The following is a 12,420-nucleotide window of genomic DNA, read 5'->3' on the forward strand; positions in this document are numbered from 1 at the left end:
ACAACAAAAATAGGCCCTCTTTCGAGGGCCTACTTTTCATGGGAGAGGAGAAACCGGACGAAGAGCTTATGGGGAAACGTAAGTCTTCTCCGCGGTTGTCTACGACACTTGTGATGTCGATAATTATAGAATCGCCCGATTGTTTCCTTTTTATACATATGCGTCAACAATTCGTCAACAATTTTCCAAGGGAAATGAAGACTGCACATTTTTCAAACTGAACCCGAGTGTGGTACGATAGTCGTATCAATAAACTTACATAGAGAAAAGGTGACTCGTCAAGTGAGAGTGGTATCTGGGAGTGCAAAAGGCAGGCCGCTGAAGGCTGTTCCTGGCACGGGTACGCGGCCAACCACCGACAAGGTGAAGGAAGCGTTATTTAGCATGGTTGGTCCTTATTTTGAGGGCGGCACAGCATTGGATCTGTTTGCAGGCAGTGGAGGTCTCGGTATTGAGGCGCTGAGCCGCGGCATGGACAAGGCTGTTTTTGTTGATTTGGAATCAAAAAGTATTGAAGTCATCCGCATGAATCTGAAGGCAACCAAGCTGGAAGACCAGGCGGCCGTATATCGTAATGATGCAGGTCGGGCATTGAAGGCACTCGCCAAGCGAGGCACAACGTTTGATCTGGTATTTCTCGACCCGCCATATCGCATGAAGAACGGGCACGAGTTGATGCTGACCATGCACGAATTGGAACTTCTGGAACCCGAAGCAACCATCGTGCTTGAATATGAATCCAAACATGATTACCCTGAGCAATTCGGCCCGTTTGAACAAACGCGCAAGGCTTTGTATGGGGAGACGGCAGTATCCATCTATTATTATGCGCCAGAAGCAGTTGAAGATGGAGAATCCATTACACCGGAAGAGGAGGCTCCTCATGACTGAAATGATACACCGACAGGAACGGATCGCCGTATATCCTGGAAGTTTTGATCCCGTAACGATGGGGCATCTGGATATTATCGCCAGAGCGTCGAAGCAATTTGATCGCGTCATTGTGGCTGTGTTGAACAATATGAGCAAAAATCCGCTGTTTACGGTGGAGGAACGCAAAGAACTGATTACGGAAGTAACCCGCCATCTACCGAATGTCGAAGTGGACAGTTTCCGCGATCTGACAGCCAATTACGTCCGGCAAAAGGAAGCTCAGGTCATCGTTCGTGGTATACGTTCGGTAACTGATTTTGAATACGAGTTGCAATTGGCATCGACCAACAGCAAGTTGAATCCGGATGCGGAAACGATATTTATGATGACAAATCCCAAGTATTCCTATTTAAGTTCCAGCATCGTCAAAGAAATCGCTCATTATCATGGAGATGTTACAGATCTTGTCTCACCTGAAGTGGAAGCTGCGCTCCGTCAGAAAATCAGCGAGAAAACCGGCGGTTAAACCAGAAGGTAAGACCCGATAGACTAATCATCACTGCAAGAAGTAAGGCAAGACCTATGCATGCAGCAGGGAAGATACTCCAAATGGTGTTGATCGGGTATGTGTTACCTGGACTATGTATGAATAACCAACCGAATGGTGTCGAGAGGTCTTGCTCTGCATTCGTCTGTAATGTGGTCCAGACTTCTGTGCTATAACGGCTGAACGGCATCCATAGGAACAGACTGATGAAAAAGGCAATTAATCCATGAGTCAGACGAACTCCGGCAAAGTACAAAATCGATTTGCTGCTTGGACCAGTTGTTTTCAGGACAGCAGAGACTTGCAGATGGGAACATAAACCACCCCATCCAAGAACGGCTGCAAGTAGAGACATGAGCAGTGCGGGTGTAAGTGAAGTCTGGCTCAAATGGTAGGTGCCCAGATGAAGCTCAAAGAAGGCTGGCCACAACGCAGCAGAGGACCCGGGGGTCAGATAAAGGGAGACCAGCCGGATAAATACGGCAAAACCGATCATGTATCCACCAGTCATCATCAAGGTCTGTACAGCCTGGGATACGGTGTCACCGAGCAGTTTGCCAAATCCTCTTCCATCACGACGATGGGCTTCTCTGGCTGCGATCATCATATCAGACCATATACTGCGTCGTTTGAACGTTGCGTGGTGGGGTGCAGATGAGCGACTTGTGGAACTTGCAGGACTTGCAGGCTGAGAATCAAGAGAGCTCTTATCTGCTTGTACGGCGGTCGAGCCAACCCTGTCTTTCTGGTTACCCGGTGCAGGCAGGAGACGCGTGGCAAGAATGGCAGCAATCCAGCCGCTGATCCAGTGGACCATGAGTAGAAAATATCCGGCTGCTGGCTGGTGGAGAAAAGCAGCACCAACGACCAGTATGATCATCATTGGATTGGCAAAATGAGATGCCGCCGCAAGGACAACCGCCTGCTTGGCGGTAATTTGTCTATCCTGAAATAAACGGGATACTGCATCTGCTCCTGCGGGGAATCCGCCGCACATGCCAACGGCAATCGCCAGACCTGCGTTGCCTGGAAGCCTAAACCAGCGTTGCATTAAGGGTCCGAGCAAGGCGCCGATCGCGTGGGTGAAGCCAAACGCAGTGAGCATTTGGGATAACATGAGGAACGGGAGCATGGCAGGGAAGATGATTTTCCACCATATATCCAGACCTTGAATAGAGGCGTCAAACGCTTCTTTGGGGGAAGCAACTACGGCAATGACCAACATTAAAGCGCCGGTACTTAGGATTATCGTTCGTAACGGGCCAGAATCTCTAACCTCGCTCTGTAATGTCATCGTTTCACCTCATATCAGATAACGCCGATTCGGCATCTGAATCGTTATGGACGGCCGAATGACGCCCGAAGGGCGGTTCGGCCTTGACCGGACAGGCTATTGTATACAGCGGCCTATCCGGCCTGTACCATTGTATGCACAGGGACCAGAGTGTTAGACTTAAAAAAATGATTAAACAAGATGAGCTGAGTATCTGCATAACAAAGAGTGTGAATCTAACCGACGAATGGAAGTATTCACAAGGTGGAATTACGATCCCTGTTTAGTGTAGAGTTCAACTTATATAGAGATACAAAGAACGGAGGCTCATGCGATGAATCGGATTCGGAAATCTGGCGGATTCAGAGCTTCGATCTTTGTGATCGTGGTGGCTCTGGTCGTCTATGTTGCCGTGTACATGCCAACGCCGTATATCATATATATGCCTGGCAGTGCAGATGAAGTAAAACCAATGGTGACCGTTAAGGGCGGAGACCAGGAAGAACGCGGTGTGTTCATGATGACAACCGTGTCGGCAACATATGCCAATGTGTTTTTGCTAGGAACCTCTCTGTTCAATAAAAATGCTCAAGTGGATAAAAAGGAAGACCGATTGCGCGGCAAAAGCGAAGCGGAATACTCTGCCGAACAGGTGTGGTTCATGAGTGACTCACAATCCTCCGCAATGGAGGCTGCATATGAACAGGCTGGTGTGGCTTACTCTATTGTACCTGAACATATCTTTGTATTTGGACTGTCCGAAGATCCAAAACCGGAAGGAGATATTGCTCCGGGAGATATCATTCTGGGAGTGGACGGAACAGCTACGCCGGATAACACGGTGCTTTCTGCCCAGTTAAAAGATAAAAAGGTCGGAGATACAGTCGAAATGCAACTGGAGCGTGGTGGAGAGACCATTAGCCGGGACGTGAAGCTGATTCAGGTAAAAGACAGTAAAACGGGTGAAACCCGCCCGGGATTGGGCGTAATGATTGGTGCAGTTCAGAAGGTGAAAGCCGAAGATCCGGACAAACAGATCTCCTTTACCGATACCCAGGTTGGTGGTCCGTCTGCCGGATTGATGTTTACGTTGGAGATCTATAACCAGTTAACACCTGGAGATCTGACCAAAGGTCATCGAATTGCGGGTACAGGTACCATTACCAAGGACGGTGTGGTGGGTGCCATTGGTGGTGTAGTGCACAAGATTGTAGCTGCTGACCGGAAAGAAGCGGAGATCTTCTTTGTGCCGAAGGATAACTATAAGGAAGCAGCAGCCAAGGCTGAACAGATCGGCACCAAAATGAAACTTGTGCCTGTGAGCACGGTGGATGATGCGCTGGCTTATTTGAAAACTTTGTCCGTGAAATCATAGGATTATGATTGGGCGGGAAGAGATTGATTCGAGTTGAAACGGATGGATAAGTACGGATGATATCGGAATAATTGATTACAGTGGAATGAAGTGTGATCAAGAGATTTGAGAAGATCAACAGATTCACTAGACCCACAAGACTCAAAGGGATTAAAATAACTAAAAGAATTAAGAGAGCAAGAGAAGTTAATAAGGAGATCCCCTTGTTGCGAGGTGCCTGAGCGGCGCGCAGCAAGGGGATTTTTTAATTGTATAGTTGAGTAACGAATAGTGGACATCAATGATCTGTTTGATGATGGAATAAAAAGCTCCATAGAGATGAAGCCTTATGGTCAAAAGCGGATTACAGTCTCACCGGAGACTCATAATAATCACTGAACATCTTGCGTGTGTCCCTATGCTCACAAGCGAGCCCATACGCAACCTGAGCTTGTATATCCAATTCCAGCTGGTTGTGTGTGAACGTCGACGGTTTCAGCACAACTGGAAGCGATGCAGTCTTCTTCATTTGTTTAAGCAGGCTCTGCCCTTGAGCATTAAATCCGAGGACTCGGAGATATCCCGGTCCGGCAGCCAATTGCTCTGGTGAACACTCCGCTTTGGTGTGATTCAGGAGCAGGTGGGCGAGCATACGCTGGAGTTTGGTGCGTGTGTAGCGTTTGGTCTTCAATGCATTCAGGAGTGCTTCGACTGAAGGCTCCGGGAGCTGAGCGAGTGCACGGCTCAGCCGGTGTTCCAGGCCTTCCGTGACTTCGGCGATGCGTTCCAGCTCGGAGGCACGGCGGGTGGCCGCAAGGTGCAACAGCGGCTGTGCAAAGCGCTCCCAGTGTATGGGAGCGCGCCCTTCCTGCCATTCGCGATGCAGAATGGCAAGGGTTGCCGCCGGCACGTATGGCGCGGCGGCGTTGGGCCCGTCCGCCATCAGCAGGCGGCGGACGGCTGTGGCACTGGCGATCGCCCCCGGCCCGGGCGTCGCCTCATGATACGCGGCACCGGTACGCGCCGCCGTAAAGGGCTGGACCGCGCTGCCAAGTCGTTGCAGCGCGATCAGGTAGTGCAGCCCAAGCGAATTGTTGGGCTGCTCCAGCAGTGCAGCGGCGTCGTGAGCATCGACGCCGCCGGGCGCCAGCGCTGCTGCCGCGCCTGCGTACGCGGCGGGGTAGCTGGCGCCTTCCCGCAGGCGGCGCGCGATGTCCTCGCGCATCCCTGCGGGCTCCACAGCCAGCACGCGCGCAATGCGCTGCAGGCTGTCCAGGTCGCCGGACTCGCTGCCAAAGCACAGCGAGTCCACAACGCCGGTGCGGTGCAGCAGCGATACCGCACCGAAGGCGAACCACTCGGCCGGTTGGACCGCGTACGCAACCGGCAGTTCAAGCACGAGATCCGCGCCTGCGTGCAGCGCCATCTCGGTGCGCGCCCTTTTACCCACGATGGCGGGTTCGCCACGCTGGAGAAAAGGGCCGCTCATGACTGCAACAACGGCGTCTGCGCCGCTTAGCCGCCGAGCTTCTTGCAAATGATAGACATGCCCATTGTGCAAGGGGTTATATTCAACAATGACGCCTACGGCTTTCATGATTAAGAGGTACTCCTTTCGATTGGATAACCGAGTATGTATAACATCCATTCCATCATAGGGGATGTCATGTATTAGATCAAATCATGCACCAATTCAGACAAGAAAAAGGCACAAATCCAACATCAACGGATGTCAGAATGTGCCTGTAAATCTATTGTATATTACACTTTTTCGATATATGGAGAACGACCTCTTCATCTTAATAAGTCATCTTAATAAATCATCATAATAGGACACTTACCCATACACTTATATACATTAGGAAGAAGTTAGGCTAATCACATCTCACAATCTCAGAACGTTTAGACACTCTCCGGCACGGGAGAAAGACTTGCTTTAGGCCCGAAAAATTCATAATGAATATTGTCCGCTGCAACACCAAGCGCCTGAAGTTCCGTATACACTGCCCGTATGAACGAAACGGGTCCGCACAGATAATAGGTGGCATCCAGTTCATCAATCACTTGGCGAAGCCAGACCACATCCATATAACCTTCCTTATGAAAATACTCATTTTCATGATCAGAATCCTCAGGTTGAGTATAACAATAATAAGCTTTAACGCCCTGATTACGTTTGGCCAGACTGTTCACATGATCACGGAACGCGTGCGATTGACCATTGGGACTTGCATGCAAAAATGTAATGGTACGATTCTCATTCAAGTTAACCAGCGTATTTAACATGCTGATCATGGGCGTCAGACCGACACCGCCACTCAGGAGAACAACAGGTCGTTTATCGTCTGCATTCAGCGTGAAGTCGCCAGCAGGAGCGGATAGCTCCACCAGACTGCCTTCTTCAATGTGATCGTGGAGATACGTGGATATAACTCCGTAAGGGCGCTCTAATACACCTCGCTCACGCTTAACGGAAATGCGATAGTAAGGTTTACCAGGGGTATCTGAAAGGCTATACTGACGAATCTGGGTAAATGACTGTGCCTCTGGCTGGATTTTGATACTGATGTATTGTCCCGGTTCATAGGTAGCGATAGGCTGACCATCGTCTGGAACGAGGTAAAAGGACGTGATGATTTCACTTTCCTGCACTTTCTTGGCAACCTTGAAGGTACGAAATCCTTCCCAGCCACCCGTCTGGTTTACCGCTTCCGTGTACATGTCCTGCTCGATCCCGATAAAGGCGTTTGCAATGACATTATAGGCTTCGCCCCACGCGGTGATAATCTCATCCGTTGCCGCGTCTCCGAGTACATCTTTAATGGCTCGAAGCAGATAGGTGCCGACAATCGCATATTGCTCGGGAACGATACCCAGGCTGCGATGTTTATGTGCAACTTGCCGGACGGCAGGCAGGATGGAGGACAGATTATCGATATGCAGGGCAGCGGTGTATACCATATTGGCGAGGGCCGCTTGCTGCCGTCCCTGTTTCTGATTTGCGTGATTAAAAATATTTAGCAGTTCCGGATGAGCTGTAAACATCGTTTCATAGAAATGGCGTGTGATCGCTTCACCGTGAACTTCAAGTACGGGGACTGTAGATTTAATGACTCTAATGGTGTGCTCGCTTAACATACATTTTCCCTCCCGATATGATATGAGATCGTTGGATAATAAACGGTTATGGAGCTGATCGTGCTTTGGTTTATAGCAAGTATAGGTAGGGGGCAAGAGGGTCTGTGTGATATAGATCACACTAAACGTTAACGAAATGTGACCGCTGTTTGCAAGGAACTACAACTAAAATGACGACTTGTGATTTATCTTGAAGTGAGTCTATAATAGACCAGATGGAGTAAACGGTTCTGAGCCATTGGTTTTAAAAAGGGTGTAAAGTTAAAAGTGTTGACAAACGTCTTGAAAAATCGGTATAATGATTTTTGTTTGTTAAGTCAATTTCATAATACTTTTAACGATGAATCGTCAGAATACATACAGTCAGGATATATTGCTTTACAAAAGCAGGCTTGACCTGTATAACTGTCGTGATACGTTTGACATGAATTATGAAATTGGTTTCGTTTGGAGTGATGGAAATGTTAATGCCATTTCGCAAAGTGGCTACCAGTGATGGCCCCCTGAAGTTTAACGAACAGTGGGATATCAAGGAACTGGTTTCTAACCGACAAGATATCACAGCCGTTACCCCGCTGACTGCGGACTTATCTGCAGAATTCAGAGAAGGTGACGTTGTGGATGTTCATGGCAAGCTGACCATAGGAGTGGACATGTTGTGCTCCCGTTGTCTTAAGCCGATCAATGAACATTTTCATATTGATTTTCATGAGCAATTCAAGCAGGGAAAACAGCCAGAGGAATTACACGAAGACGATGATACGCTCTATGTGGATGGAGATAGCGTTGATCTGAAGGGTTATGCCGAGGAAGCTTTTCTGCTGGATCTTCCGTTTATACCGCTATGTAGCGATACATGCAAAGGGTTATGCCCCAAGTGTGGCCATGAGCTGAACGAAGGTGACTGCGGTTGTGATAACCAGGTTATCGATCCGCGGCTTGCAGGGCTCAAGGATTTTTTTAAATGAGCATGATTGAAAATCGAACATTTTAAGACTACCTGCAAAGGTTGATTTTGATAAGGAGGTGGGAATAATGGCAGTACCTCAACGGAGAACGTCCAAGACGCGTCGCGACAAACGTCGCACTCACTTTAAATTGGCTGTACCGGGCATGGTGAAATGTGAACAATGTGGCGAACTTAAACTTAGTCACCACGTGTGCAAAGTGTGCGGAACGTACAAAGCAAGAGAGATCATCTCTCAATAATAGTTGGACATTAAGTAGCACTTCATTTCGATGAGGTGCTACTTTTTTTGGATTAGAGAGTGTAGGTAGAGTGAGCTAACTAGCATGAAATCCTTGCTCCACAAGGGTGAATTGTTTTTGTTGGGCCAGTCTTTCTTTTTGACACGGGATGAGATATACTATAGTTTAGTACCAGGTTCTAAGATTTGACGTTACATATAGATGAACCATAATCCGTTTGAGAACGACCCTGGTGACCAGGGATGCAACTATAGAAGCAACACGAAAGAATGGTTGAACTGGCCGGACGGGACGGTTCCGTAAACGATACAGCGGGGGGTGTCAGGCATCGAACGTGTACCGAAGAGACAGAGGCAACAGCAGTTAACCAAAATGATAGAAGAGAACCCGTTTGTGACGGATCAGGAACTTACACGCCAATTGAAGGTAAGTATTCAGACGATTCGTCTTGACAGGCTGGAACTTGGAATACCCGAACTTCGGGAGCGGATGAAACTGATGGCAGAGCTCTCGTATGATCAGGTACGCTCGTTGCCCTTGCATGAGATTATCGGTGATATTGTGGATCTACAACTGGACAAAAGCGGGATTTCCCTGTTTGAGATTAAGGAAGAACACGTGTTTTCCAGAACAGGCATTGCACGTGGACACTATGTCTTTGCACAGGCTAACTCCTTGGCTGTAGCGATTATTAATGACGAGATCGCGTTGACTGCATCAGCAGACATTCGCTTTGTCCGTTCGGTTCATTTGGGAGAGAAATGTATTGCAAAGGCTTATGTGAGATCGATTCCGGGTCAAAAGGGCAAAGCCAAAGTGGAAGTATTCACTTATGTAGGTGAAGAAATGGTGTTTCAAGGCAACTTTGTAATCTACCATTCAGGTGGAGAAGACAGCGGAGAAGGAGGTCATTTGGAATGAAAATCGTCATTGATGCCATGGGAGGCGACAATGCACCTGCATCAACGGTAGAAGGTGCAATTGCCGCAGCCACGGAATGGGCGGATACACAGATCGTCCTGATCGGCGATGAAGCCAAGCTGGAGCCTCTTTTGAGTCAGTCAGGTGTGAGACCTGCCAATCTTACGGTCCGGCATGCTTCCGAAGTTATTGGTTCGGATGATGAACCTGTCAAAGCAGTGCGTCGCAAGAAGGATGCCTCCATGGTGGTCGCAGGCCGCATGCTGAAAGAGGGCGAAGCGGACGCGATGATCTCGGCGGGCAATACCGGAGCGCTGATGACAGCGGGTTTGCTTGTTGTAGGTCGCATGGAAGGCATTGAACGTCCGGCGCTTGCGCCTATGATTCCAACGATTGATGATGTAGGTGTGCTTGCGCTGGATCTGGGAGCGAATATGGATGCCAAACCGGAGCACCTTGCACAATATGGCCTGATGGGCAGTTTGTATCGGCAAAAAGTACAGGGCATTGAGTCCCCACGAGTGGGCTTGCTCAATGTAGGAACAGAGCCAGGCAAGGGAAATGAGTTAACCAAACATGCATATCCTTTACTGGAACAACTCCCAATTCGGTTTGTCGGTAATGTTGAGGCACGTGATGTGCTGACTGGTGCTTGTGATGTGCTTGTATGTGACGGTTTTGCAGGGAATATACTGCTGAAGTCGCTGGAAGGCACAGCAGGTGCCATTTTCGCCTTGCTTAAGGAACAATTTTCATCTTCTCTCAAAAGTAAACTGGCTGCAGCTGTACTAATGCCTGAGCTGCGTGGGTTGAAACGAAAGCTGGATTATACGGAGCATGGCGGAGCGCCGCTCCTTGGTTTGAGCAGACTGGTTGTGAAAAGTCATGGATCTGCTGATGGCAATGCCATCAAAAATGCTGTGCGCCAAGCTCGGATTGCAGTGCAGAATCAGCTGGTAGAGAGTATATCTAAGGAAATTAGCGGGAAGTGAGTGACGATATGAATAATTTGCGCCCAGTAGGGGTTATTGGTACAGGGAAATATGTGCCTGAGAAAATTTTGACAAATAGCGATTTGGAGAAAATGGTCGATACCAATGACGAGTGGATCGTCAGTCGTACTGGAATTAAAGAGCGTCACATCGCTGCACCCGATCAGGCAACTTCTGATCTGGCATATGAAGCGGCTATTAAAGCCCTTGAATCTGCAGGCATGACAGGCAGTGATCTTGATCTGATTATTGTTGCAACCATTACTCCGGATTCTTCGTTCCCATCGACAGCCTGCATCTTGCAGGACAAATTGGGTGCAAAAGGTGCCGCGGCATTTGATCTGTCGGCTGCTTGTTCCGGATTTGTATACGGTTTGGCTAGTGCTACGAGCTTCATCCAAAGCGGTATGTACAACAATGCACTTGTTATTGGTGCGGACTGTTTGTCTCGCATTACGGATTATACAGACCGTAACACATGTGTCCTCTTTGGTGATGGAGCAGGCGCGGTAGTTGTTGGTGAAGTTCCCGAAGGTCGCGGCTTCAAAGCATTCGATCTCGGTGCCGAAGGTGCTGGCGGTAGTCTTCTTCAGATGGAAGGCGGCGGTTCCCGTCTGCCTGCTTCCGCAGAGACCGTTGAAAATAAAAAACATTACATCTACATGAACGGTCGTGAAGTGTTTAAGTTTGCGGTACGTGTCATGGGGACGGCTACCATTGAGGTATTACGCAAGGCTGGTATGGAGCGTACGGATGTGGATCTGTTTGTTCCTCACCAAGCGAATATTCGGATTATCCAATCTGCGATGCAACGACTTGAGCTTCCTGAGGAAAAGGTTGTAGTCAACGTGGATAAATATGCAAACACATCGGCTGCTTCCATCCCGCTTGCTCTGGTAGAAGCTGCGGAGGAAGGTCGCATGAAAGCCGGAGATACCGTTCTGATGGTTGGATTCGGTGGCGGTTTGACATGGGGAGCATCCGTACTCGTTTGGTAAAATAGACATCTGGGAGATGAATGAGATGGGTAAAATAGCATTTGTATTTCCCGGACAGGGATCACAGGCTGTAGGCATGGCCAAGGACGCGTATGAGTCCGTGCCTGCGGCAACCGAGATTTTTCGCACAGCAGATGAAACATTGGGTTTCTCGCTGAGCAACCTTGTATTTGAAGGACCGGAGACCGAGTTGAAACAGACATCAAATACACAACCGGCTCTGTTGACAGCAAGTATTGCCTTGCTTGAAGCTTTCAAAGAAAAAGGAATTCAGCCTGACTATACGGCTGGACACAGTCTGGGAGAATACAGTGCACTGGTGGCAGCGGGCGTTCTTTCGTTTGCTGACGCAGTGAGCACTGTACGGGCACGTGGTCAGTATATGGAGCAGGCAGTACCGGGTGGACAAGGAGCGATGGCTGCTGTGTTGGGTGCGGATCGGGAAGCGCTGGGGGTGCTTTGCCGTGACGTATCTGAAAGTGGTCATGCGGTTGAACTTGCCAACATGAATTGTCCGGGACAAATCGTCATTTCTGGTGTGAAGGAAGGCGTAGCTGCTGTCGCCGAACGAGTGAAAGAAGCAGGCGGTAAACGCGCTATTACACTTGAAGTAAGCGGTCCGTTCCACTCTTCGTTGATGAAGGGTGCAGCTGAGAAGCTGGCAGAGAAACTGAAAACCGTTACGTTCTCACCGGCAGCGGTTCCTGTAGTCGCTAATGTGACTGCAAGACCTGCAGAGGATGGACAGGTTCAGGATTTGTTGACAGCTCAGGTCTATTCTCCTGTATTATGGGAAGACAGTGTGACATGGCTTATTGAGCAAGGCGTGGATACGTTCATCGAGATTGGATCTGGCAGTGTATTGACCGGTTTGATTAAAAAAACAGATAAAACCGTAAAACTGTACAATGTGAACAGTCTTGAAACGCTCGAAGCAACGGCGAGTGAATTAGAAGGAATTATATGAGTTAAACTAAACTTTTTACACGAGAACGGAGAGGACAGAAAAAACCTGAAGAAGCGGAGTGTTCGCCTAAAAGCTTTCTGAAAGAAAGCTACATCGGAAGCATACGCTATCACCGGATTTTCCCTTTAGAAAAGGGAATCAAAAAAAT

At 48.8% G+C, this 12,420-nt stretch carries 12 protein-coding genes; 9 read left to right on the forward strand and 3 right to left on the reverse strand.

All coding sequences use genetic code 11. The features are described from left to right. Positions 1 to 282 precede the first annotated feature (282 nt). Complete coding sequence (rsmD, locus tag MKY87_RS26725) at positions 283 to 891, forward strand: 16S rRNA (guanine(966)-N(2))-methyltransferase RsmD (RefSeq protein WP_036609474.1); 609 nt, start codon at positions 283 to 285, stop codon at positions 889 to 891. Between the two features lies 1 nt (position 892). Beyond that, positions 893 to 1,399, forward strand: a complete 507-nt coding sequence (gene coaD / locus MKY87_RS26730; protein WP_085981453.1) for a pantetheine-phosphate adenylyltransferase — start codon at positions 893 to 895, stop codon at positions 1,397 to 1,399. On the opposite strand, the gene MKY87_RS26735 is transcribed toward coaD, so the two are convergent. Beyond that, the gene (locus tag MKY87_RS26735; protein ID WP_340966885.1) at positions 1,377 to 2,714 is read right to left on the reverse strand and encodes a nucleoside recognition domain-containing protein; all 1,338 of its coding nucleotides are present in this window, start codon (positions 2,712 to 2,714) and stop codon (positions 1,377 to 1,379) included. The genes coaD and MKY87_RS26735 overlap by 23 nt on opposite strands. A gap of 313 nt (positions 2,715 to 3,027) precedes the next feature. On the opposite strand from MKY87_RS26735, the gene MKY87_RS26740 reads away from it, so the two are divergent. After that, positions 3,028 to 4,068, forward strand: a complete 1,041-nt coding sequence (locus MKY87_RS26740) for a SepM family pheromone-processing serine protease (RefSeq protein ID WP_340966887.1) — start codon at positions 3,028 to 3,030, stop codon at positions 4,066 to 4,068. Positions 4,069 to 4,411: 343 nt separating this feature from the next. Here the strand turns inward: MKY87_RS26740 and MKY87_RS26745 are convergent, their stop codons facing one another. Continuing rightward, positions 4,412 to 5,644, reverse strand: coding sequence for a nucleotidyltransferase (locus tag MKY87_RS26745; RefSeq protein WP_340966889.1), 1,233 nt, complete (start codon positions 5,642 to 5,644; stop codon positions 4,412 to 4,414). A 305-nt stretch (positions 5,645 to 5,949) separates the two neighbouring features. Further along, positions 5,950 to 7,185 (reverse strand): NO-inducible flavohemoprotein, encoded by a 1,236-nt coding sequence (hmpA, locus tag MKY87_RS26750; RefSeq protein WP_340966891.1) that lies wholly within the window; start codon positions 7,183 to 7,185, stop codon positions 5,950 to 5,952. 461 nt (positions 7,186 to 7,646) lie between these two features. On the opposite strand from hmpA, the gene MKY87_RS26755 reads away from it, so the two are divergent. From MKY87_RS26755 to fabD, 6 genes are all read left to right on the forward strand, one after another. Next, positions 7,647 to 8,153, forward strand: coding sequence for a YceD family protein (locus tag MKY87_RS26755; RefSeq protein WP_091031953.1), 507 nt, complete (start codon positions 7,647 to 7,649; stop codon positions 8,151 to 8,153). 67 nt (positions 8,154 to 8,220) lie between these two features. After that, positions 8,221 to 8,394, forward strand: coding sequence for a 50S ribosomal protein L32 (rpmF, locus tag MKY87_RS26760; RefSeq protein ID WP_017689233.1), 174 nt, complete (start codon positions 8,221 to 8,223; stop codon positions 8,392 to 8,394). A 372-nt stretch (positions 8,395 to 8,766) separates the two neighbouring features. Next, positions 8,767 to 9,315, forward strand: coding sequence for a transcription factor FapR (gene fapR, locus MKY87_RS26765; RefSeq protein WP_047842457.1), 549 nt, complete (start codon positions 8,767 to 8,769; stop codon positions 9,313 to 9,315). Continuing rightward, positions 9,312 to 10,307, forward strand: a complete 996-nt coding sequence (plsX, locus tag MKY87_RS26770; protein WP_017689231.1) for a phosphate acyltransferase PlsX — start codon at positions 9,312 to 9,314, stop codon at positions 10,305 to 10,307. The genes fapR and plsX overlap by 4 nt, the downstream gene beginning before the upstream one ends. Before the next feature lie 8 nt (positions 10,308 to 10,315). Next, entirely contained in the window at positions 10,316 to 11,305 is a 990-nt protein-coding gene (locus MKY87_RS26775) for a beta-ketoacyl-ACP synthase III (protein ID WP_091034990.1), read from the forward strand. Between the two features lie 25 nt (positions 11,306 to 11,330). Then, positions 11,331 to 12,272, forward strand: coding sequence for an ACP S-malonyltransferase (gene fabD, locus MKY87_RS26780; protein ID WP_315936350.1), 942 nt, complete (start codon positions 11,331 to 11,333; stop codon positions 12,270 to 12,272). The last annotated feature ends 148 nt before the right edge of the window (positions 12,273 to 12,420 follow it).

Origin of the sequence: Paenibacillus sp. FSL R7-0198 (genome assembly GCF_038000415.1) — a bacterium.
Lineage (GTDB): Bacteria > Bacillota > Bacilli > Paenibacillales > Paenibacillaceae > Paenibacillus.